Consider the following 22,307-nt stretch of genomic DNA (forward strand, 5'->3'; position numbering starts at 1 on the left):
GATCCCCGGAGGCAGCTCATGCACCCGTCCAGACATCGGCTGATCCTGCTCGCCGGTACGACGGCCGCCGCCGTCGTGACCGGCACCCTCGCCACGGTCGCCGCCTCGGCCGCGGCCGTCGGCTGCCGCGTCGACTACCAGATCACGAACCAGTGGCAGGGCGGCTTCGGTGCCAACGTCGCCGTCACCAACCTCGGCGACCCGGTCAACGGGTGGGCCCTCACCTGGTCGTACGCCGCCGGCCAGCAGGTCACCCAGGCGTGGAACGCCGTCGTCACGCAGTCCGGCGCCCAGGTCACCGCCCGCAACGTCGACCACAACGCGAGCCTCGCCACGAACGGCTCCGCCTCGTTCGGGTTCAACGGTTCGTGGACCGGCAGCAACCCGGTGCCGAGCAGCTTCACGCTCAACGGCACCGTCTGCACCGGCGCCCCGCCCACCGGCGAGCCCACCACCCCGCCTCCGACCACACCACCGCCCACCACGCCGCCCCCGACCGGCGGGGGGCTGCAGATGGAGAACCTGGACCGGGGCCTGATCAGCGTCCGCTCCGGCAGCGCCAACCTGGTCTCCTGGCGGCTGCTCGGCACCGAGAACTCCGCCGTGTCGTTCAACCTCTACCGGGGCTCCACCAGGGTCAACGCCAGCCCGATCACCGGCGCCACCAACTACCTCGACAGCGGAGCGGCGGCCGGCTCGGCGTACACCGTGCGGGCCGTCGTCGGCGGTGTCGAGCAGGCGGCGTCGGCACCGGCGCTGCAGTTCGGCGCGGGTTACCTGGACGTGCCGTTGCAGGTTCCGGCCGGCGGCAGCACGCCCAGCGGCGAGAGTTACACGTACAGCGCCAACGACGCCTCGGTCGGTGACCTGAACGGTGACGGCACCTACGAGATCGTGCTCAAGTGGGAGCCGTCGAACGCCAAGGACAACTCCCAGTCCGGCTACACCGGCAACGTCTACGTCGACGCGTACACCCTCACCGGCACCCGGTTGTGGCGGGTCGACCTGGGCCGCAACATCCGGGCGGGCGCCCACTACACCCAGTTCCAGGTGTACGACTACGACGGTGACGGCAGCGCCGAGGTGGCCATGAAGACCGCCGACGGCACCCGTTCCGGCACCGGTCAGGTCATCGGGTCCTCGTCGGCGGACCACCGCAACTCCAGCGGTTACGTGCTCAGCGGCCCGGAGTACCTGACCATGTTCAACGGTCAGACCGGCGCGATCCTCTCCACGGTCGCCTACGATCCGCCGCGCGGTACCGTGTCGTCCTGGGGCGACTCGTACGGCAACCGGGTGGACCGCTTCCTCGCCGGCACCGCGTACCTGGACGGACAGCGCCCTTCACTGATCATGGCCCGGGGTTACTACACGCGTGCGGTGATCGCGGCCTGGGACCTCCGCAACGGCACCCTGACCAAGCGCTGGACGTTCGACTCGAACTCGTCGGGTAACGGCGCCGCCGCCGGTCAGGGCAACCACCAGCTCTCCGTCGCCGACGTCGACGGCGACGGCCGTCAGGAGATCGTGTACGGCGCGGCCACCATCGACGACAACGGTCGGCTCCTGCACTCAACCGGCAACGGGCACGGCGACGCCCTGCACGTCGGGGACCTCGACCCGAGCCGCTCCGGCCTGGAGGTGTTCAAGGTCGACGAGGACGGCAGCAAGCCCAGCTCCTACTTCGCCGACGCCCGTACCGGTCGGGTGCTCTGGTCCACGCCGGCCTCCGGCGACAACGGTCGGGGCGTCTCGGCGGACATCTGGGCGGGCAGCCCCGGGGCGGAGTCGTGGTCGTCGGCGGCCTCCGGGCTGGCCGACACCAGGGGGCAGAACATCGGCCGTAAGCCGTCGTCGGCGAACTTCCTCGCCTGGTGGGACGGCGACCCGGTGCGGGAGCTGCTGGACGGCACGAAGATCGACAAGTACGGCACCGGCGGCGAGACCCGGCTGCTCGACGGCAGCGGGGTGGCCTCCAACAACGGCACCAAGTCCACGCCGGCGCTCTCCGGCGACATCCTCGGTGACTGGCGTGAAGAGGTGATCTGGCGGACCACCGACAGCCGGGCGTTGCGCATCTACAGCACACCCACCCCGACCAACGTCCGGCTCTACACCCTGATGCACGACCCGCAGTACCGGGTGGCCATCGCCTGGCAGAACACCGCCTACAACCAGCCGCCGCACCCAGGGTTCTTCATCGGCAACGGGATGGGCAGCAGCCCGCCCACGCCGAACATCCACCTACGCTGATCTGACCCCTGGCGGTCCCGGACCGGGTCGCCTAAGGTGGCAGGCACCGGGCCGCAGCCGCGGAATCCGCTCAGCTCCGGCCCGGTGCGCCACACCGCGGCACTCTCGACCCGTCCCGACCGAGAGTGCCGTACCACCACCGGAACCAACATTAGGCACCGTCCGGGTCGGCGGAGTGACGCTGACGTGAAGATCGTGTTTCACGCCGTCCGGCGCAGACCGCCCGCCACCTGCTCGGCGATCAGCTCGTACGACCGCACCCGGTCGGCGACGTCGTACACCAGTGTGGTCAGCATCAGCTCGTCCGCGCCGGTGCGCTCCACCAGCTCGGTCAGCTGCCGGCGTACCGTCTCCGGTGAGCCCATCGCCTGCCCGTCGCGGCGTTGCAGGACGAACTCCCTCTCGACCTCGGAGTACGGGTACGCCGCCGCCTCGTCGGGCGTCGACAGCGGCTCGGGCCGCCCGGAGCGCAGCTTCAGGAACGACAACGCGCTCGGCCCGGCCAGCCACTCGGCCCGCTCGTCGGTCTCGGCGCACACCGCGTTGACCGCCACCATCGCGTACGGCTCGTCCAACCACTGCGACGGCCGGAAGTGCTGCCGGTACAGGGCCAGCGCCGGCAGGGTGTTCGCCGAGCTGAAGTGGTGCGCGAACGAGAACGGCAGACCGAGCAGCCCGGCGAGTTGAGCGCTGAAGCCGCTGGAGCCCAGCAGCCACACGGCCGGCTGCGCACCCCGACCCGGCATGGCGATGATCTGCCCCGGCTTCTCCCCGCTGAAGTAGTTCATCAGGTCCGCCAGCTCGCGCGGGAAGTGCTCCGCGGACAGGCCCTCCATGGTGCGCCGCAACGCCAGCGCGGTCACCTGGTCGGTGCCCGGCGCCCGGCCGATGCCCAGGTCGATCCGACCGGGGTGCAGCGCTTCGAGGGTGCCGAACTGCTCGGCCACCACCAGCGGCGCGTGGTTGGGCAACATCACCCCACCCGAACCGAGGCGGATCGTCGAGGTGTTCGCGGCGAGGTGGGCCAGCAGCACCGCCGGAGCCGAGCTGGCGATCGCCGGCATGTTGTGGTGCTCGGCCACCCAGAACCGGTGGTAGCCCAGTTCCTCGGTGCGTCGCGCCAGCTCGGTGGTGGCCTCCAGGGCCGCGCCGACGGTGGTGCCCTTGGCGACCGGAGCAAGATCAAGAACAGACAACGGTACGGTGATCACACGGTGTGCCAACTCCCCGGCCTGCCCGTTCATTCCGACCGCCGGTCAACCCATCCCGCGTGCCTGCTCGAAGATCAGGCTGGTCTGCGTGTGCTGCACCACCGGATCGACAGCCAGGTGATCCAGCACGAAGTCCCGTAACGCGTCACCCGACGCCGCCCGAACGTGCAGCACGTAGTCGTCCGCGCCGGCCACGTGGAACACCGACACCACCCCCGGCAGTCGCACCGACCGGGCCCGGAACGCGTCCACCGCCGCCCGCTCGTGCGCGGTCAGCCGCACCGACACCAACGCCTGCAACGGCAGACCGAGCGCGGCCGGATCCACCTCCGCGTGGAAACCACGGATCGCGCCCCGCTCACGCAGCGCCCGGGTACGGGTCAGACACGTCGACGGCGCGACCCCCACCCGCTCGGCGAGGGCGTTGTTCGGCAGGCGACCGTCCGCGGCCAGTTCGGCGAGGATCGCGCGGTCCACCTCGTCCAGGGCCGGATACGGCCGCACATCGTTCGGCTCAGGAGACATTCGGCCATCCTCGCCCGAATCCATCACCGAAACCAGGCCGATCGACAGAATGATCTGCCGAAGCATTGCCTGTTCATTGGTAGATGTTCGACGCTACGGGCATGACGACGGTGGACACCCGGGCCGTACACGCCGGCCGCGACGACCTACGCGCCCTCGGCGTGCACGTGCCACCCATCGACCTCTCCACCACCAACCCGCTGCCCTCGGTCGACGACGGCGGCGCCGCATACGAGCAGCTCGCCACCGGCGGCACCCTCCCCGCCGACGGCAGCGCCGTCTACCAGCGGCTCTGGAACCCCACCGTCGCCCGCTTCGAAACCGCCCTCGCCGCACTGGAGGGCACCGCCCAGGCCGTCGCCTTCGCCAGCGGCATGGCCGCCCTCACCGCCACCGTGCTCGCCGCCACCCGCGACGACCGCCGGCACGTCGTCGCCGTCCGCCCCCTCTACGGCGGCACCGACCACGTCCTCGCCAGCGGGCTGCTCGGCACCACAGTCACCTGGGCGCGACCCGACGAGGTCGCCGCCGCCGTCCGACCCGACACCGCCCTGGTCGTCGTCGAGACACCCGCCAACCCCACAGTCGACCTGGTCGACATCGCCGCCCTCGCCGCGCAGGCCGGCGACGTCCCACTGCTGGTCGACAACACCGTCGCCACCCCCGTGCTGCAACAACCCGCCCGGCACGGCGCCACCCTCGTCCTGCACAGCGCCACCAAGAGCATCGGCGGACACGGCGACGTGCTCGCCGGTGTCGTCGCCTGCGACGCCGACTGGGCCGCGCGCCTACGGCAGGTCCGCGCGGTCACCGGCGCGATCCTGCACCCGCTCGGCGGCTACCTCCTGCACCGCGGCCTGCAAACCCTGCCACTGCGGGTCCGCGCCCAACAGGCCACCGCCGAGAAACTCGCCGGCTGGCTCGCCGACCACCCCGCCGTACACCGGGTGCACCACCCCTCGACGCACGACCCGGCGGCGCTGGTCGGCCGCCAGATGGCCGGACCCGGCAGCCTGCTCGCCTTCGAGGTACGCGGCGGCGCACCCGCCGCGGCGACCGTCGCCGGCGCCTGCCAGCTCATCACCCACGCGGTCTCGCTCGGCGGCGTCGACACCCTCATCCAGCACCCGGCCTCGCTCACCCACCGGCCGGTCGAGGGCGACGCGAAACCCGACGCCGCGCTGCTGCGCCTCTCGGTCGGGCTCGAAGACCCCGAGGACCTGCGCGCCGACCTCGCCCAGGCGCTCGACGCGATCGCCTGATCAGCGCAGCTCGCGGTTGCCCAGCACCCGCGTCGGCGAACCCTCCCGGGCCACCCGCAGCATCGCCCGACCGATCCCGTCCGTCGTGGTGACGTGGTTCGGCAACAACCGCCGCAACACCGGGAACAGCGGACGCGTCACCGCGTACCCGATCCGGTACGCCCGGGTCCGCGACACCGCCCCGTGGGTCGGCTGGATGAACCCCGGCCGCGCCGCGTAGCCGTTGGGCAGCAGCTCCATGATCGCGTTCTCGGTGCGGCCCTTGACCCGCGCCCACATCACCCGGCCCTGCCCGGTCGAGTCGGTGCCGACACCGGAGACGTAGACGAACGTGACCCGCGGACTCACCTCGGCCAGCAACCGCGCCGCGGCGAGGGGGTAGTCGTAACTCACAGTGGTGTACGCCGCCTCGTCCAGACCGAGCGAGGACACGCCCAGGCAGTAGAAACACGCGTCCACGCCGGTCAGGTCGGCGCGCACCGACGCCAGGTCGCCCACGTCCGCGACGGTCAGCTCCCGCAGCTTCGGATCCCGCTGACCGGTCGGCCTGCGGCCGACGGTGAGCACCTCCCGCACGTCCTCGGCGAGCAGCGCCTCCCGCAACACGCCCTGGCCGACCATGCCGGTCGCACCGAAGATCGCCACTCGCATCAGCACCCACCTCTGTCGTCACCCGCGTTTCGCCGTGATCGTCAGCCAGGCTCCCACGGTCGGCGTGATCCGCGCGGTACCGGTCAGGACTTCGGGCCGACGTGCCGGTCCAGCGCGACGACCGCGTCGCGTCGCGCCACCGACAGCGAGTTGCGCCGGTTCATCCGCCAAGCGATGCCGAGCAGGTCGAGGCCCCACTGGCAGAGCCCCATGATGTCGGCCGACTCGTTGACGAACATGTAACGCGGGTAGACGTACGCCTTGCCGCGCACTGTCACCCGGTTGGCGAAACGGCAGCCGTCGGAGTGGAACAGGCCGCGGAGGAAGTCACCCGGATGCGTCGCGACGATGTCCCGTTGCCAACCGGCGAGAACGATCGGACGTTCGTGTTTCTTGCCGGGACCATGCTGGGGAAGCAGGCATGGCCAGTGCTTGCCGGAACTCTGCACGCTGACGCAACCGGGCTGCTGGACGCGCTGGACCTTCGCCGCGAGCACCTGCCGCATGCTGATGTCGCACGCCTCGATCAAGCCCGGCCAACTGCTGCTGCAAGCGATGCGCAGCACCGGCACACGTGCGGAGATGACGAGATGCCCGTCTCCCAGGTAGAGACCGAGCAGGTAGAGGTACGCAGAGGGATCTGTCTGATTCTTGACCTCGGGCCGGCATCGGAAGCAACGAAGCTCGCTGCTGGACCTTCTCGGCTCGACCTGGTGCTTGCACCAGTCCCTGACCGTCGCATACGGAAGTCTCAGACGTCTGGCAACCTCGGCGACCGTAGTGCCGCCGAGGTGCTGCTGCCGCGCACGATTGCGTAGTTCAGGTGGATGCACCCGACGATTTTGGAACAGCCGTACGACGCTTTTGGTGCCCCCGGTGGGATTCGAACCCACACTGTCGGAGGTTTGAGCTCCGCTTCTCTGCCGGTTGGAATACGGGGACGCTTGGCCGAATGCTCTGGTGGCCTCCCATAGGTTACCTACTACGCTGAGGGCGGCGACACCCGGTCGGGTTGGTGTCGGCTTATGACTGGTGGGGGTAGGGCTGGTGGCTGAGATGCCGACGGATACCGAGCGCAGGCGCGTACTGATCGCCGAGGACGAGGCGCTGATCCGGCTGGACCTCGCCGAGATGCTTGTCGAAGAGGGTTACGAGGTGGTGGGGGAGGCCGGTGACGGCGAGACAGCCGTCCGCCTCGCCGAGGAGCTGAAGCCCGATCTGGTCATCCTCGACATCAAGATGCCGATCATGGACGGGCTGGCCGCCGCCGAGCGCATCGCCGGCGCGCGGATCGCCCCGGTGATCATCCTGACCGCGTTCAGCCAGCGTGACCTGGTGGAGCGGGCGCGGGCGGCGGGCGCGATGGCGTACCTCGTGAAGCCCTTCCAGAAGAGCGACCTGGTCCCGGCGGTGGAGATCGCGCTGTCGCGCTACTCGGAGGTCGCGGCCCTGGAGGCGGAGGTCGCGAGCCTGACCGACCGTCTGGAGATCCGTAAGGCGGTGGAGCGGGCCAAGGGTGCGCTGATGACGACCTACGGGATGACCGAGCCGCAGGCGTTCAAGTGGATCCAGCGCACGGCGATGGACCACCGGATGACCATGAAGGAGGTCGCCGAGCGGATTCTCGCGGAGACCGCCGGCGGCGAGGTGTCGCAGCAGCCCACCGTCTGAGCGCCTGATCCGGCCCGCGCGGGGCCGCCGGGCGTGACTTCCGGTGGTTAGCATCGACGCGTGTCCGTCCGACGGGTGATCGCGGTGTTCGGCCTCTTCACGCTGGCGCTCGCCGGGTGCGACGGGTCGGGCGGCGGCCCGCCGACGACGCCTCCCGCGTCGGCGTCGCGACCGGCCTGGCAACCGCTGACGCTGCCGGCGCCGCCGGGCGGTGCGGGGCGTCCGGTGGTACGCGACGCGGCCGCATGCGCGGGCCGGTGGTTCGTGGTCGGTGGCGTCGTCGACGCCGAGGGCGGCACGCGTCCGGCGGCCTGGACCAGTGTGGACGGTACGACCTGGACGGTGCTGCCGGTGCGTCCGGAATCGTTCTACGGTCGGCAGAACGTGTTCCTGTCGGTGGCCTGCCGGGATGGGAAGGCGGCGCTGATCGGCGCGAAGGTCGGTGGGGCGCACGGCTATCCGCGGGTGAGCACGTGGCGACAGGTGGCCGACGGCGCGCTGGTCGAGGTGCAGGCGTCGTTCGAGACGTACGGCGGGCCGACGGCGGTGAACGTGTCGCGCCTGACGGCTGGTCCCCAGGGTTGGTTGATCGTCGGCAACCGTTCGGCGGGGGCGGCCTCCTGGGTGGGTTCGCCGGACGCGGCGGAGTTCACGCTGGTCGAGGGTGCGCCGGAGTTGGCCAGTGATCCGGTGGGCGTGACCTGGGCGTTCGACTCGGTGGCGACGTCGGCGGGTTGGCTGGCGGTGGGTGGTCTCCTGCCGGCCGGTCGGATCGACCGGGACCCGGCGTTCTGGTCGTCGCCGGATGGGCGGTCGTGGCGGCGCACGGTGCTGCCGGGCGGTTCGGAGTACGAGGAGTTGCAGCGGGTGACGCTGGTCGGCGGGGTGCCGGTGGCGGTCGGCCTGCGTGGCGGGACGTTCGGCGCGTGGCGGCAGGAGGCGGCGGGCTGGGTGGCGGCCGGGACGTTCGGGCGGCGGGCCGGCGCGGGGGTGCCGGCGGTGGCGTCGCTGGTGTCGTCGGGCGATCGGCTGTTCGCCGCGGTGGTCGACGGGGCGCGGCATTCGGTGTGGGTGTCGGCGGATCGTGGTGGGTCGTGGCGGGAGGCCGCGCTGCCACTCGACGTGCCGGCGGGCGTCGACCGGGACGTGACGCTGGTGGCGGTTGGTGACCGGTGGTGGTTGGCTGCGGACGACGGCACCCGGGCCGGGCTGTGGTGGGCGAACGGGTCCGGGGTCTGAAAGTCGACTCTGCTGTGCCGGCCCGCCCCGATCACGCTGTTCCCGCTGCTCAGGGCGCTGTTCATCGGCTTGAAGCGGCCCGTGTGAGCGTGGGTGGTATTCGACCGGGGCGTGGGCTTAAGGACCGTCTGGCCGATTCACCTGTGACGGACATCGACAAGATTGCCCACGTCTTCGTAACGGTTTCGCAGACCCCGCGTTCAGGCCTTCCGGGACGGTATGCGGTGTCGGTACGCTCCGCCATCACGAGCCGTAACGCAGGGGGCGTCCCTGCGGGGTGGGTGGAATTGCGGTCTGCTGCTGTCGCCGTCGCTTCGGGTCAGCCGGGTCGCATCTGGAGGAGGTCAGGAAGCCGTGAGGCGAAGCTATGTACGGGCGCTGGGCACCGTTGCGCTCGCCGCGACCCTGGTGGTCGCGGCTGGTTGCCAGGATTCCGGTGGCGGCGAGGGTGGGACCGCGTCGGGTGACTGCGGTGGCAAGATCGCGATCTTCGGCGCGTTCACGGGTGACAACGCGGGTCTGGTGATCCCGTCGCTGAACGGCGCGAACCTCGCCGTGGAGCAGTTCAACGCGGCGAACCCGGACTGCAAGGTCACCATGCAGCCGTTCGACACCCAGGGTGACCCCGCGGTGGCGACCCCGTTCGCGAACCAGATCGCGGGCGACAACTCGTTCCTCGGTGTCATCGGTGGTCACTTCTCCGGTGAGTCGGACGCGACGATGCCGATCTACCAGGCCGCCGGCCTGGCGATGGTCAGCCCCTCGGCGACCCGGACGGACCTGACCCAGAAGGGCAACACGTCCTTCTACCGCGTGGTCGGCAACGACGGCACGCAGGCCGGTGCGGTGGCGAGCTACCTGAAGTCCCAGAACGCGCAGAAGGTCTTCATGGTCGACGACGCCAGCGCCTACGGCGCCGGCATCACCGACGAGCTGGGCAAGCAGCTCGGCCCGCTGGTCGTGAACAAGGACAAGATCCAGGAGCGGCAGACGCAGTTCGACGCCACCGTCTCCAAGATCAAGGCCGCGCAGGCGGACTTCGTCTTCTACGGCGGTTACACCCGTGAGGCCGCTCCGCTGGTGAAGCAGATGCGTGCCGCCGGCGTCAACGCCAAGTTCGTCGGCCCGGACGGTCTCTACGACACCGCGTTCCCGAAGGGCGCCTCCGGTGGCGCCGAGGGCGCGATCATCACCTGCCCGTGCCTCCCGGCCGACAAGGCCGGCGGCACCTTCTCCGCCGACTACCAGAAGAAGTTCGGCATCCCGCCGGGCTCCTACGGCGCCGAGGGCTTCGACGGCGCGACGATCTACCTGGACGCCTTCAAGGCCGGCAAGAAGACCCGGGCGGACATCCTGGCGTTCGTGAAGTCGTACGACAAGCAGGGCGTGTCGAAGTACATCAAGTTCGACGCCAAGGGCGACGTCGACCCGACGAAGGTCGTCATCTGGGCCTACCAGATCAAGGGCGAGGCCATCGAGCCGCTGCAGGAGCTCAAGCTCAGCTGACGCCCCACGAAATGGAGTGCGGCCGGGGTGTCTCACCCCGGCCGCACTCGATTCAAGGAGACCCCCGGTGCATTTCGATGAACTGATCGGCCATCTCGGCCAGCACACGGTCGACGGCCTGTCCAAGGGCGCCATCTATGCCCTGATCGCCCTTGGCTACACCCTCGTCTACGGCGTCCTTCGCCTGATCAACTTCGCGCACTCCGAGGTGTTCATGGTCGGTACCTTCGCGGTGCTGATCCTCTGGAACCAGATCGGCGTGCAAAATAACCCACCCATCGGCCAGGCGATCCTGTTCCTGGTGCTCGGTCTGGTCGTCGCGGCGGTCGCCTCCGGCGGCACGGCCCTGGCGCTCGAGCGGGTCGCGTATCGACCACTGCGACGCAAGAACGCCCCTCCGCTGATCTTCCTGATCACCGCGATCGGTCTGTCACTGGTCTTCGTGGAGCTCTTCGGGCAGGTGCTGCCGGAGCTGCTCGGTGGCGTGTTGCCGGACGTGTTCGGTCGGCCCCGCCAGATCGTCGGTATGCCGACGATCATCCAGCAGGAGACCCTGTTCACCATCGGCAACACCGCGATCACGAACATCCAGCTGATCGTCTTCGTCGCGGCCGTGGCGATGATGGCGTTGCTGGACTGGTTCATCAACCGCACCCGGTACGGCCGGGGTGTGCGGGCGGTGGCCCAGAACCCGGAGACCGCCGCGCTGATGGGCGTCAACCAGGAGCGCGTGATCATGCTGATCTTCGTGCTCGGTGGCATCATGGCCGGCGCCGCGGCTCTGTTGTGGAGCATGCGGTTCGGCTTCACCCAGAACAGCATCGGCTTCGTGCTCGGCCTGAAGGCGTTCACCGCCGCGGTGCTCGGCGGCATCGGCAACCTGCGCGGCGCGCTGTTGGGTGGCCTCTTCCTGGGCGTCGTCGAGGTCTACGGCGCGACGCTCTTCGCGTCCAACTGGGAGGACGTCATCGCCTTCGTGGTGCTGATCGTGGTGCTGATGTTCCGGCCCACCGGCCTGTTGGGTGAGTCGCTCGGGAGGGCCCGCGCATGATCGACAAGATTCGCACCGCGGACCGCCGCCGGGTCGGTTTCCTGAACTCGGTCGGCGAGCGCTGGCGGGCGCTGCCGAAGTGGCAGAAGGCCATCGGTGTGGTGGCGCTGCTCGTCTTCATCTACTCCCTGCCGTACCTGGGCAAGTTGCCCGGCGGTCTGATGATCCCGGGCCTGAACGATCTGCGTACCGACTCGATCGAGGGCGGCAACAACTGGGCGGGCGTGCTCTTCGTCTGCGCCATCTACGTGCTGGTCGCGATCGGTCTGAACGTGGTGGTCGGCCTCGCCGGTCTGCTCGACCTCGGCTACATCGGCTTCTTCGCCATCGGCGCGTACAGCGTGGCGCTGTTCGGTTCGGTGAACTCGCCGGTGGTCAAGTGGATCCAGCAGGAGTTCGACCTGCCGCCGACGTGGGCCGTGACCTGGGGCATCTGTCTCCTGATCGCGATCGTGCTGACGATGATCTCCGGGGTGCTGCTGGGTTGGCCGACGCTTCGGCTGCGCGGTGACTACCTCGCGATCGTGACGCTCGGCTTCGGTGAGATCATCCGGATCGTGGCCCGCAACGCCACCGGTGTCACCAACGGTCCGGTGGGTATCTCGGCCATTCCCGGCCCGGAGGGTCCGCCCTCGGCGGACAACAAGGTCTTCGGTCTGATCGATGCGAAGCCGTGGTACTGGTTGGCGATCACCTTCGTCCTGCTGATGGTGATCCTGGTCCGTCGGTTGGAGCACAGCCGGGTGGGCCGCGCCTGGCTGGCGGTTCGCGAGGACGAGGACGCCGCCGCGGTGATGGGCGTGTACCCGTTCAAGTTCAAGCTGTGGGCGTTCGCCATGGGCGCGGCGCTCGGTGGCCTGTCCGGCTTCCTGTTCGGCAGCCGGAACGCGTTCATCGACCCGACCCAGTTCAACGCGAACCTCTCGATCCTCTTCGTCGCGATGGTCGTGGTCGGTGGCTCCGGCAACATGCTCGGTGTCTCGCTCGGCGCGGTGCTGCTGGCGTACCTGCCGGAACGGTTCCGCGACTTCGCCGACTACCGGTGGTTGGTCTTCGGCCTGGCCATGGTGCTGGTGATGATTCTGCGTCCGCAGGGTCTGATCCCGAGCCGGCGGCGAGCCCGCGAGTTGAAGGACCGCGCGTCGGAGGCAGAGGAGGCGCCCGCTCATGTCTGACCAGACCACCAGCACGTCCGCGCCGAAGATCCCGGCGCAGCCCGGACCTCGGTCGGTGTTGCTCGAAGTCGACGACGTCACGCTGCGCTTCGGTGGCGTGGTCGCCCTCGACAAGATCAATTTCCAGATCTACGAGGGCGAGATCCTCGGCCTCATCGGGCCGAACGGCGCGGGCAAGACCACCAGCTTCAACGTGATGACCGGGGTCTACAAGCCGACCTCGGGGGCGGTCCTGTTCCGCGGCCAGAAGGTGACCGGCCGCAAGCCGCACCAGATCAGCCAGTTGGGCATCTCCCGGACGTTCCAGAACATCCGTCTCTTCCCGGAGATGACGGCTCTGGAGAACGTCATGGTCGGTACGGACTCCCGGCACAAGACCAGCGTGCCCGGGGCGCTCTTCCGGTTGCCGCGGAAGAAGGCGAAGCCGCACGAGTTGCCGCAGGTGACCGCCGAGGCGGGCATCCAGCGGACGTGGCAGGAGACGCGCCGGTCGTTCGCCAAGACGTTCGGGTTGTCCCGACACATCCTGGAGGAGCGGGCGGCCGAGGCCAAGGCGCTGGAGTTGCTGCGTTTCGTCGGCATCGCCGACCGGGCCAACGACGAGGCGCGCAACCTGCCGTACGGCTACCAGCGCCGCTTGGAGATCGCCCGCGCGCTGGCCACCGAGCCGAAGCTGATCTGCCTGGACGAGCCGGCCGCCGGCTTCAACCCGGCGGAGAAGGAGGAACTCCTCACCCTGATTCGCAAGATCCGGGACATGGGCCTGACCGTGCTGCTCATCGAGCACGACATGCGGCTGGTCATGGGTGTCACGGATCGGATCGTGGTGCTGGAGTTCGGCCGCAAGATCGCCGAGGGTGCGCCCGCGGAGGTCAGCCGCGATCCGAAGGTGATCGCCGCGTACCTGGGGGAGTCCGCCGATGACGCTGCTTGAGTTGGAGAACGTCGCCGTCGCCTACGGTCGGATCGAGGCGCTGCACGGGATCAGCCTCACCGTCAACGAGGGTGAGGTGGTGGCCCTGATCGGCGCGAACGGCGCCGGCAAGACCACCACGATGCGGGCCATCTCCGGGACCCGGTCGCTGTCCGAGGGGAAGATCACCTTCAACGGTGAGGACATCAGCAAGCTCCGGGCCGACCTGCGGGTGGTCCGGGGGCTGTGTCAGTCGCCGGAGGGCCGGCAGATCTTCCCGGGCATGACGGTGATGGAGAACCTGGACATGGGGGCGTACACCCGGCGGGACTCCGCCGGCATCGCCGCCGACCTGGACCGGGTGCTGGGCCTCTTCCCGCGGCTGGCCGAGCGGCGCAAGCAGGCCGGTGGCACGCTCTCCGGCGGCGAGCAGCAGATGCTCGCCGTCGGTCGGGCGCTGATGAGCCGTCCGAAGCTGCTGCTGCTCGACGAGCCGTCGATGGGTCTGGCTCCGCTGGTCATTCGGCAGATCTTCGACATCATCACGGAGATCAATCAGCAGGGCACCACCATCCTGCTGGTGGAGCAGAACGCCCAGCAGGCGCTGTCGCGGGCACACCGCGGCTACGTGCTGGAGACCGGTCGGATCGTGAAGGAGGGGTCCGGTCAGGACCTGCTGCACGATCCGTCGGTCAAGGAGGCGTACCTCGGCGTGGCCTGAGCCATCCGAGCGGCGGCCGGTCACCCCCTGGTGGGGTGGCCGGCCGTCGGCGTTCGGGGCGCCCGTCGTCGTGGCGTCGCTGGTGGGGTGGCCGGTGGTCGGCCGCCGGTCGCGCGTCGTTTCCGCGTCGTGTCACCCGGTGCCGCCGACCAGGGATGTCGGTGCGACGGGCTAGAGTCGCTGCCGTGACAGCTACGACGCCGCGCCTGCTTCTCGTCGACGGACATTCCATGGCATACCGGGCCTTCTTCGCCCTTCCCGTGGAGAACTTCTCCACCACGACGGGTCAGCCGACGAACGCGGTGTACGGCTTCACGTCGATGCTGATCAACGTCCTGCGCGACGAGCAGCCCACCCACATCGTGGTGGCCTTCGACGTCTCCCGCCGTTCCTTCCGCACCGAGCAGTACGCGGAGTACAAGGCCGGCCGCAGCGAGACCCCGAACGACTTCAAGGGCCAGGTCAGCCTGGTCAAGGAGGTCCTGGCCGCGCTCCAGATCCCGGTGGTGGAGAAGGAGGGCTTCGAGGCCGACGACGTCATCGCCACCCTCGCCTGCCAGGCCCGCGACCAGGGCATGTCGGTGCTGATCAGCAGCGGTGACCGGGATGCCTTCCAGTTGGTCGACGACCAGATCACCGTCCTCTACCCGCGCAAGGGCGTCTCCGACCTGGCCCGGATGGATCCGGCGGCGATCGAGGCGAAGTACGGCGTCGGCCCGCAGCAGTACCGGGACCTGGCCGCTCTCGTCGGGGAGTCCAGTGACAACCTGCCCGGCATCCCCGGCGTCGGCCCGAAGACCGCAGCCAAGTGGATCACCACCTACGGCGGGGTGGAGGGCGTGATCGCCCGCGCCGACGAGATCAAGGGCAAGGCCGGCGACAGCCTGCGCGAGCGCCTCGCCGACGTGATCCGCAACTACGAGATCAACCGGCTGGTCTCCGACCTGGAGTTGCCGCTGCGCCCGGAGGACACCCGTTGGACCGGGTGGGACCGCGAGGCCGTGCACCAGGTCTTCGACACCCTCGAGTTCCGCATCCTGCGTGACCGCCTCTACCAATACCTGGAGGCGGTCGAGCCGGAGGCCGAGTCCGGGTTCGACCTGGCCGGCGAGGTGCTCACGGAGGCGGGCGCGCTGGCCGGCTGGCTGGGCACGCACGCCCCGACCGGCACCCCGGTCGGGCTGGCGGTCAAGCTCGACACCGGCGTCAACCGCCGACACACCGCCTCCATCACCGGCCTGGCGCTGGCCACCGCCGGTGGCGCGGCGGCCTGGGTCGACCCGGCGCGGCTCGACCCGACCGACGAGGGCGCCCTGGCCGCATGGTTGGCCGACGCGCAGCGCCCCAAGGTGCTGCACGACAGCAAACCGGCGGTGCTGGCCTGCGCCGCGCACGGCTGGCAACTCGCCGGCATCGTCCGCGACACCCAGATCGCCGCCTACCTGGCTCGCCCCGACCAGCGCTCCTACGACCTCACCGACCTGGCGCTGCGCTACCTGCACCGCGAGCTGCGGGTCGATGTGCCGGAGTCCGGTCAGCTCACCCTTGACGGGCTGGGCGACGAGGGCATCGCCGAGCAGAACCTGATGCTCCAGGCCCGGGCCACTCTCGACCTGGCCGACGCGATCGACGCCGAGTTGTCCCGCGACGGCGAGCAGTCCGCCCGGCTGATGGCCGGGGTGGAGCTGCCGTTGATGCGCGTGCTGGCCGCCATGGAGAGCACCGGCATCGCCGCCGACACCCACTACCTGTCCGAGTTGGAGGCGCACTTCGCCGCCGAGGTGAAGGCCGCCGCGCAGGGCGCGTACGAGGCGGTGGGTCGCGAGTTCAACCTCGGCTCACCCAAGCAGTTGCAGGAGATCCTCTTCACCGAGCTGGGCCTGCCGAAGACCAAGAAGATCAAGACGGGCTACACCACCGACGCCGACGCCCTGCAGTGGCTCTACGCCCAGCAGCCGCACCCGGTGCTGGCGCATCTGCTGCGCCACCGCGACGTGGCCAAGCTCAAGTCGACGGTGGACGGTCTGCTCAAGTCGGTCTCCGACGACGGCCGGATCCACACCACCTTCAACCAGACGGTGGCCGCCACCGGTCGGCTCTCCTCCACCGAACCCAACCTGCAGAACATCCCGATCCGCACCGAGGAGGGGCGGCGCATCCGCCGGGCCTTCGTGGTGGGGGAGGGCTACGAGTGCCTGCTCACCGCCGACTACAGCCAGATCGAGATGCGCATCATGGCGCACCTGTCGTCGGACGACGCACTCATCGACGCCTTCAACTCCGGTGCCGACTTCCACGCCGCCACCGCCTCGTCGGTCTTCGGGGTGCCACTCGACGAGGTCACCGCCGACCAGCGCCGCAAGATCAAGGCCATGAACTACGGCCTGGCGTACGGGCTCAGCGCGTTCGGCCTGTCCCAGCAGCTCAGCATCAGCACCGAAGAGGCGCGCGGGCTGATGGAGAACTACTTCGCCGGCTTCGGCGGGGTGCGTGACTACCTCCAGCAGGTCGTCGCCCGAGCCCGCCAGGACGGCTACACCTCGACCATCCTGGGTCGTCGCCGCTACCTGCCCGACCTGGTCAGCGACAACCGGCAGCGCCGCGACATCGCCGAGCGGATGGCGCTCAACGCCCCCATCCAGGGCTCCGCGGCCGACATCATCAAGGTCGCGATGCTGCACGTCGACACCGCCCTCGGCGAAGCCGGGCTGCGCTCGCGCATGCTGCTGCAGGTGCACGACGAGTTGGTCTTCGAGGTCGCCCCCGGTGAGCGGGAGGCGTTGGAGGCACTGGTCCGCCACGAGATGGGCGGCGCGTACCCGCTGTCGGTGCCGCTGGAGGTCTCGGTCGGCGAAGGCCGGGACTGGAACAGCGCCGATCACTAGGTCTTGATCGCGGTGGGCGGGTTGCGGGGCAGCCTGGCCCGTTGCGGTGGGCGGGTTGCTGGGCAGCCCGCCCCGCTCCGGGCGGTCAGGCTTGATCCCTGCGCGCCGCCCCGCTCCGGGCGGTCAGGCTTGATCCCTGCGCGCCGCCCCGCTCCGGGCGGTCAGGCTTGATCCCTGCGCGCCGCCCCGCTCCGGGCGGTCAGGCTTGATCCCTGCGCGGGTCGGGCTGCCCCGGAACCCTGACCTGGTCGTCCTTGTCGCGGCCGTAGGTGTCATGAACCCGTCCCCCGCCTCATGATCTGCGCAACTTCGGGGAAAGTGCTGGGTCGTGGCGTTCTGAGGCAGCACCTTCAGCGAAGTTGTGCGGATCTTGCTGCAGGGGCCCGCGACGTATCGGCCCGGTGCGCTACTTCATCGGGTCGTGGCCCCAGTTCATCAGGGACCAGCGCCACTTGGTGTCGCGGATGTTGCCGGAGGGGCGCTGCGCCATGTGCCGGCGTACGTAGCCGACCACCTTGCGCATGTGCTTGTAGTCGCCCTCGGACAGATCGCTGCGTTTACGGCGCAACAGGTTGATGATCTTCCGGCCGGACTCGTGCCCGACGGACTCGCCGCCACCGGAACGACCGCCCTTGTGCCAGCCGACCTGCTTCGACTCGTCGGTCTCCAGCCAGGACGACAGCTCGCCGGGCTTCATGTTCACCGCCTCGGTGAACTCCCGGTAGGTGTCCCGGCCCTGGTCGTCAGCCCTGCTCATGGCGCAGCGCCTCGGGGCGGTGGGCCACGTCGCGGCCCGTTCCGTCACTGCGGACCCGGTACTGCGGGTCGTCGGGCGACGCGTTCACGGCTCGCCCCCGGATCCGGGTCCGCTCGGTGATGGTCTCCCGCACCACGCCGTACGCGCGGCTTCCGTGGGCCGACCAGGAGACATGGTCGCCCTTGTGGAATCTCTGTTCGGCCATGCCCTCGGCTACCCGACGCCGGTGCGGCGAAACGGCTACGGCAGGTCGGACCATAGGCGCGACGCGCTCAGGCGGCGGGCTTCTCGGTGACGAAGATGGCCGTACCGGGAAAGAGTCTCCCGCGCAGTGGGCTCCACTGCCCCCAGATGCCCTCGTGCCCCTCCGGCCACTCGGGCTCCACCAGGTCCACCAGCCGGAAGCCGGCCCCGACCAGCTCCCGGACCCGGTCGCCGAGCGTACGGTGCTGCTCGACGTAGGTCGCCACGCCGGATTCGTCCTGCTCCACGTACGGGGAACGGTCGAAGTACGAGTGCACGGCGGTCAACCCGCGCTCGCCCGGATCGTCCAGGAAGATCCACCGCATCGGGTGGGTCACCGAGAACACCCATCGTCCGCCGGGGCGCAGGACCCGGTGCACCTCGGCGTGCAGGGTCGCCGAGTCGTCCACGAACGGGATCGCGCCGAACGCGGTGCAGGCGAGGTCGAACGACCGGTCGGCGAACGGCAGGGCGAGGGCGTCGGCCTGCACCAGCGGTACGCGTACCCCGGTGTCGTCGGCGGCCTTGGCGGCGTGCCGCAACATGCCGGCGGACAGGTCGAAGGCGATCGGCCGGGCGCCCTGGGTGGCGAGCCAGCGGGCAGCGGCCGCCGCGCCGCAGCCGACCTCCAGCACGCGCCGTCCGGGCAGCTCGCCGAGCAGGCGGGCGTCGGCCTCGCGGAGCCCCTCCGGGCACCAGACGAAGTCGACGTCGCCGAGGAACGCGCCGTGCTCGGCCTGGTAGTCGTCGGCGTCGGTGTCCCACCAGCCACGGTTGGCCCGACGGGTCTCCGCGTCACCCACCCGGCGCCGGGTGACCCGGCTGTCGTCATCCACGGCGCCCACGCTAGGCCCTCCCCGCCGCGTCGGGTGCGGCGGCGCGGCCGAGATTCGAGCGGCACCTCGTCGAGGCCCGGTCGCGGGGACCCGCCGGGCTCCCGGTGAGCCCGAGTCGATCAAGCGATGACCGGCGCCCGACACTCGTCCGGCGGGGGTCGGTGTGGCTGCTGTGACGCACGAGACAGCAGGGGTCGTTTCCGGGTGATTGTTCGCCTTTCGCAGGTCACCGCACGTAGAGAAGCCGGGAGGGCTTGCACGCTGTGGTAATGCGCACGGTAGGCTAGACGATGCGCTCGCGGATCGCGTTGCCTCGGCAGGGAGCAGGTGCGCGGTCGACGGAGCCACATCATGATCTCACTAGCGATCGTTCGGTGTGCCCGGCGACGGATCCGCTGGCGCGAACAGGTCACCGCGACACCAGCCTGCTGTGACAACCCACCGACCGGAGCAACCGCCCACATGACGAGCAGCATCGAGGCCCCCTCGAGCGCCACCCGGGTCACCCACGACGATCTCGGTTCCGAGGAGGCTTTCCTCGCCGCGATCGACGAGACCATCAAGTACTTCAACGACGGCGACATTGTCGAAGGCACCGTCGTCAAGGTCGATCGGGACGAGGTCCTGCTCGACATCGGCTACAAGACCGAGGGCGTCATCCCCTCTCGGGAGTTGTCGATCAAGCACGACGTGGACCCCGCCGAGGTTGTGACGGTTGGTGACCACATCGAGGCCCTGGTCCTCCAGAAGGAGGACAAGGAGGGGCGTCTGATCCTCTCCAAGAAGCGGGCGCAGTACGAGCGGGCCTGGGGCACGATCGAGAAGATCAAGGACGAGGACGGCGTCGTCCGCGGTTCGGTCATCGAGGTGGTCAAGGGCGGCCTCATCCTCGACATCGGGCTGCGCGGCTTCCTGCCCGCGTCGCTGGTCGAGATGCGTCGTGTGCGCGACCTGCAGCCGTACGTCGGGCGGGAGCTCGAAGCCAAGATCATCGAGCTGGACAAGAACCGCAACAACGTGGTCCTGTCCCGCCGGGCCTGGCTCGAGCAGACGCAGTCCGAGGTGCGCACCGAGTTCCTCAACAAGCTGCAGAAGGGCCAGGTCCGCAAGGGCGTCGTGTCCTCGATCGTCAACTTCGGCGCGTTCGTGGACCTCGGTGGCGTCGACGGTCTGGTGCACGTCTCCGAGCTGTCCTGGAAGCACATCGACCACCCGTCCGAGGTCGTCGAGGTGGGCCAGGAGGTCGAGGTCGAGGTCCTGGACGTCGACCTGGACCGCGAGCGGGTCTCGCTGTCGCTGAAGGCGACCCAGGAGGACCCGTGGCGGCAGTTCGCCCGCACCCACGCGATCCAGCAGATCGTGCCGGGTAAGGTCACCAAGCTGGTTCCGTTCGGTGCGTTCGTCCGCGTCGACGACGGCATCGAGGGCCTGGTCCACATCTCCGAGCTGGCCGAGCGCCACGTGGAGATCCCGGAGCAGGTCGTCCAGGTCGGCTCCGAGGTCATGGTCAAGGTCATCGACATCGACCTGGAGCGTCGCCGGATCTCGCTGTCGCTCAAGCAGGCCAACGAGGGCTTCGTCGAGGGCGAGGAGCACTTCGACCCGACCCTCTACGGCATGGCCGCGACGTACGACACCGAGGGCAACTACATCTACCCGGAGGGCTTCGACCCGGAGACGGGCGAGTGGCTCGAGGGCTACGACAAGCAGCGCGAGACCTGGGAGAACCAGTACGCCGAGGCTCGTCAGCGCTGGGAGGCCCACACCAAGCAGGTGCAGACCTCTCGGGCCGCCGACGCCGAGGCCGCTGCCAACCCGGCCCCGGCCGTCCCGGCCGCTGCCGGTGGCGGCGGTGGTACCACCTCCTCGTCCAGCCCGGCCCCGAGCCGGCAGGCCGAGGAGCCGGCCGGCACGCTGGCCACCGACGAGGCGCTCGCCGCACTGCGGGAGAAGCTCGCCGGCGGTAAGTGACCCGCTGAACGACGACGGGCCCCGTCCCCGCGATCTTCGGATCGCCGGGGGCGGGGCCTTCGCCGTGAGCGGGCTGCCCTGTCGTGGGCCGCGCCGCCCCGTGCGACGCCGCGCCGCCCCGCCCCGTGCGACGCCGCGCCGCCCCGCCCCGTGCGACGCCGCGCCGCCCTGTGCCAGGCGGACCTCGGGCGGGCCGGGTTGGTCGGGTGGGCGGGTTTGCTGGTGGGGTTGGGCATCCGGTTGACTGGTCGGGTGTTGAGAGTGGGGTTGACCGGCGGGATCGGGTCGGGCAAGAGCGCGGTGGCCGCACGGCTGGTCGAGCGGGGCGCGGTGCTCATCGACGCCGACCAGGTGGCGCGGGAGGTCGTGGCACCGGGCACGGACGGGCTGGCCGAGATCGTCGCCGCGTTCTCCGACGAGGTGCTGGACGCCGACGGCGCGTTGGACCGGCCCGCACTGGGCGCACTGGTGTTCGCCGACGAGGCGGCGCGCCGGAGGCTCGAGTCGATCACCCACCCTCGGGTTCGGGCCCGGACCGCCGAGCTGACCGCCGCCGCGGCACCCGACTCGATCGTCGTCAACGACGTACCGCTCCTGGTCGAGGTGGGGCTCGCGCCCACGTACCACCTGGTGGTCGTGGTGCAGACGGCCGTGCCGACGCGACTGGAACGGCTGGCGCGTGACCGGGGGATGGGCCGCGCGGAGGCCGAGCGGCGGATGGCCGCCCAGGCCGACGACGCCCGTCGGCGGGCCGTAGCCGACGTGGTGCTGACCAACGACGGCAGCCTGGCGGCCCTGCACGACGCCGTGGACGCGCTCTGGGGGCGGCGGCTGCTGCCCTACGAGGACAATCTGCGCGAGCGGCGGGTGGTCCCGCCCGGTCGGGTCGACCGGGCTGACGCCGACGCGACGTGGCCGGAGCAGTACGCGCGGCTGGCCGCCCGCATCCGACACGCGCTCGGCGCGGACGCCCTGCGGATCGACCACATCGGCGCGACCGCGGTGCCCGGCCTCGCCGCCCAGGACGTGATCGACGTGCAGGTCGCCGTCTCCAGCCTCGCCGACGCCGATGGTGCCCTGGCCGACCGGCTGGCGAACGCCGGGTTCCCCCGGGTGCCGGGGCAGTGGTGGGACGACCCGCGCCCGGCCGGCAGTGCCCGGTGGGAGAAGAGGTTGCACGGCAGCGCGGACCCGGCCCGCCCGGTTCGCCTGCACGTCCGGGTGGCCGACTCACCGGGCTGGCGTTACGCCCTGATGATGCGCGACCACCTGCGTGCCGACCCGGACCAGCGGGCCGCCTACCTGATGTTCAAGCGGGACCTGGCCGACGCGGCACCGGAGGTCGGCGTCTCGGGCACGGCCAGCGATCCGTGGTTCGACGAGGAGTACCTGCGGGCTGAGCAGTGGGCCGAGCAGACCGGCTGGCGGCCCTGAGCG

18 protein-coding genes, 1 tRNA gene and 1 pseudogene are annotated in these 22,307 nt (G+C 70.1%); 12 read left to right on the plus strand and 8 right to left on the minus strand.

The genetic code is table 11. The features are described 5' to 3' along the window. The first annotated feature begins 18 nt into the window (after window positions 1-18). Window positions 19-2,253, plus strand: coding sequence for a cellulose binding domain-containing protein (locus O7617_RS21570; protein WP_282257713.1), 2,235 nt, complete (start codon window positions 19-21; stop codon window positions 2,251-2,253). Window positions 2,254-2,453: 200 nt separating this feature from the next. Here O7617_RS21570 and O7617_RS21575 read toward each other — a convergent pair whose 3' ends face one another. Then, a complete protein-coding gene (locus tag O7617_RS21575; protein ID WP_282257715.1) occupies window positions 2,454-3,497 on the minus strand; it encodes an LLM class flavin-dependent oxidoreductase in 1,044 nt (347 codons plus the stop codon). Between the two features lie 12 nt (window positions 3,498-3,509). Beyond that, window positions 3,510-3,989: an Lrp/AsnC family transcriptional regulator gene (locus tag O7617_RS21580; RefSeq protein ID WP_282257717.1), complete on the minus strand. Its 480-nt coding sequence runs from the start codon at window positions 3,987-3,989 to the stop codon at window positions 3,510-3,512. Between the two features lie 83 nt (window positions 3,990-4,072). Here O7617_RS21580 and O7617_RS21585 point away from each other — a divergent pair, with 83 nt between their 5' ends. After that, window positions 4,073-5,251, plus strand: a complete 1,179-nt coding sequence (locus tag O7617_RS21585; protein ID WP_282257719.1) for a PLP-dependent aspartate aminotransferase family protein — start codon at window positions 4,073-4,075, stop codon at window positions 5,249-5,251. On the opposite strand, the gene O7617_RS21590 is transcribed toward O7617_RS21585, so the two are convergent. From O7617_RS21590 to O7617_RS21600, 3 genes are all read right to left on the minus strand, one after another. Next, a complete protein-coding gene (locus tag O7617_RS21590) occupies window positions 5,252-5,902 on the minus strand; it encodes an NAD-dependent epimerase/dehydratase family protein (protein WP_282257721.1) in 651 nt (216 codons plus the stop codon). 83 nt (window positions 5,903-5,985) lie between these two features. Continuing rightward, a complete protein-coding gene (locus tag O7617_RS21595) occupies window positions 5,986-6,468 on the minus strand; it encodes a hypothetical protein (RefSeq protein WP_282257723.1) in 483 nt (160 codons plus the stop codon). A gap of 299 nt (window positions 6,469-6,767) precedes the next feature. Further along, window positions 6,768-6,844, minus strand: a tRNA-Leu gene (locus tag O7617_RS21600). 105 nt (window positions 6,845-6,949) lie between these two features. Between O7617_RS21600 and O7617_RS21605 the strand changes: the two genes are divergently transcribed. The 8 genes from O7617_RS21605 to polA all read left to right on the plus strand — a co-directional run bounded on the left by O7617_RS21605 (window position 6,950) and on the right by polA (window position 17,063). Beyond that, window positions 6,950-7,573 carry a response regulator gene (locus O7617_RS21605; protein ID WP_088951901.1) on the plus strand — a complete coding sequence of 208 codons (624 nt, stop codon included), beginning with the start codon at window positions 6,950-6,952 and terminating at the stop codon, window positions 7,571-7,573. Window positions 7,574-7,633: 60 nt separating this feature from the next. Continuing rightward, on the plus strand, window positions 7,634-8,812 hold the full coding sequence (locus O7617_RS21610) for a hypothetical protein (protein ID WP_282257725.1): 1,179 nt from the start codon (window positions 7,634-7,636) through the stop codon (window positions 8,810-8,812). Between the two features lie 354 nt (window positions 8,813-9,166). Beyond that, window positions 9,167-10,318, plus strand: coding sequence for a branched-chain amino acid ABC transporter substrate-binding protein (locus tag O7617_RS21615; RefSeq protein ID WP_282257727.1), 1,152 nt, complete (start codon window positions 9,167-9,169; stop codon window positions 10,316-10,318). A 67-nt stretch (window positions 10,319-10,385) separates the two neighbouring features. Beyond that, entirely contained in the window at window positions 10,386-11,369 is a 984-nt protein-coding gene (locus tag O7617_RS21620) for a branched-chain amino acid ABC transporter permease (RefSeq protein WP_282257729.1), read from the plus strand. Beyond that, window positions 11,366-12,544, plus strand: coding sequence for a branched-chain amino acid ABC transporter permease (locus O7617_RS21625; protein ID WP_282257731.1), 1,179 nt, complete (start codon window positions 11,366-11,368; stop codon window positions 12,542-12,544). The genes O7617_RS21620 and O7617_RS21625 overlap by 4 nt, the downstream gene beginning before the upstream one ends. Next, window positions 12,537-13,478, plus strand: coding sequence for an ABC transporter ATP-binding protein (locus O7617_RS21630; RefSeq protein WP_282257733.1), 942 nt, complete (start codon window positions 12,537-12,539; stop codon window positions 13,476-13,478). Before O7617_RS21625 ends, O7617_RS21630 begins: the two co-directional genes overlap by 8 nt. Beyond that, window positions 13,465-14,178 (plus strand): ABC transporter ATP-binding protein, encoded by a 714-nt coding sequence (locus O7617_RS21635; protein ID WP_269683167.1) that lies wholly within the window; start codon window positions 13,465-13,467, stop codon window positions 14,176-14,178. The genes O7617_RS21630 and O7617_RS21635 overlap by 14 nt, the downstream gene beginning before the upstream one ends. Window positions 14,179-14,363: 185 nt before the next feature. Beyond that, a complete protein-coding gene (polA, locus tag O7617_RS21640) occupies window positions 14,364-17,063 on the plus strand; it encodes a DNA polymerase I (RefSeq protein ID WP_282257737.1) in 2,700 nt (899 codons plus the stop codon). A gap of 409 nt (window positions 17,064-17,472) precedes the next feature. Here polA and O7617_RS21645 read toward each other — a convergent pair. The 3 genes and pseudogenes from O7617_RS21645 to O7617_RS21655 all read right to left on the minus strand — a co-directional run. After that, window positions 17,473-17,820, minus strand: a pseudogene (locus O7617_RS21645) (DUF3140 domain-containing protein); the annotation flags it as partial. Next, complete coding sequence (locus O7617_RS21650) at window positions 17,807-18,025, minus strand: DUF2945 domain-containing protein (RefSeq protein WP_282257739.1); 219 nt, start codon at window positions 18,023-18,025, stop codon at window positions 17,807-17,809. The gene O7617_RS21650 and the pseudogene O7617_RS21645, both read right to left, overlap by 14 nt. Window positions 18,026-18,092: 67 nt before the next feature. Further along, a complete protein-coding gene (locus O7617_RS21655) occupies window positions 18,093-18,899 on the minus strand; it encodes a class I SAM-dependent methyltransferase (protein ID WP_282257741.1) in 807 nt (268 codons plus the stop codon). A gap of 351 nt (window positions 18,900-19,250) precedes the next feature. Between O7617_RS21655 and rpsA the strand changes: the two genes are divergently transcribed. Then, entirely contained in the window at window positions 19,251-20,870 is a 1,620-nt protein-coding gene (gene rpsA, locus O7617_RS21660) for a 30S ribosomal protein S1 (RefSeq protein ID WP_208744961.1), read from the plus strand. A gap of 252 nt (window positions 20,871-21,122) precedes the next feature. Then, complete coding sequence (coaE, locus tag O7617_RS21665; RefSeq protein WP_282257746.1) at window positions 21,123-22,304, plus strand: dephospho-CoA kinase; 1,182 nt, start codon at window positions 21,123-21,125, stop codon at window positions 22,302-22,304. Window positions 22,305-22,307: the final 3 nt, after the last annotated feature.

The sequence above is a fragment of the Micromonospora sp. WMMD1155 genome, assembly GCF_029581275.1.
Taxonomy (GTDB): domain Bacteria; phylum Actinomycetota; class Actinomycetes; order Mycobacteriales; family Micromonosporaceae; genus Micromonospora.

What these genes read in the sequence shown, in the direction of transcription:
- O7617_RS21575 (WP_282257715.1), bottom strand. Translation starts at nt 3,497, where the DNA reads ATGAACGGGCAGGCCGGGGAGTTGGCACACCGTGTGATCACCGTACCG.
- O7617_RS21625 (WP_282257731.1), top strand. Translation starts at nt 11,366, where the DNA reads ATGATCGACAAGATTCGCACCGCGGACCGCCGCCGGGTCGGTTTCCTG.
- O7617_RS21630 (WP_282257733.1), top strand. Translation starts at nt 12,537, where the DNA reads ATGTCTGACCAGACCACCAGCACGTCCGCGCCGAAGATCCCGGCGCAG.
- O7617_RS21580 (WP_282257717.1), bottom strand. Translation starts at nt 3,989, where the DNA reads ATGTCTCCTGAGCCGAACGATGTGCGGCCGTATCCGGCCCTGGACGAG.
- rpsA (WP_208744961.1), top strand. Translation starts at nt 19,251, where the DNA reads ATGATCTCACTAGCGATCGTTCGGTGTGCCCGGCGACGGATCCGCTGG.
- O7617_RS21650 (WP_282257739.1), bottom strand. Translation starts at nt 18,025, where the DNA reads ATGGCCGAACAGAGATTCCACAAGGGCGACCATGTCTCCTGGTCGGCC.
- O7617_RS21585 (WP_282257719.1), top strand. Translation starts at nt 4,073, where the DNA reads ATGTTCGACGCTACGGGCATGACGACGGTGGACACCCGGGCCGTACAC.
- O7617_RS21635 (WP_269683167.1), top strand. Translation starts at nt 13,465, where the DNA reads ATGACGCTGCTTGAGTTGGAGAACGTCGCCGTCGCCTACGGTCGGATC.
- O7617_RS21570 (WP_282257713.1), top strand. Translation starts at nt 19, where the DNA reads ATGCACCCGTCCAGACATCGGCTGATCCTGCTCGCCGGTACGACGGCC.
- O7617_RS21590 (WP_282257721.1), bottom strand. Translation starts at nt 5,902, where the DNA reads ATGCGAGTGGCGATCTTCGGTGCGACCGGCATGGTCGGCCAGGGCGTG.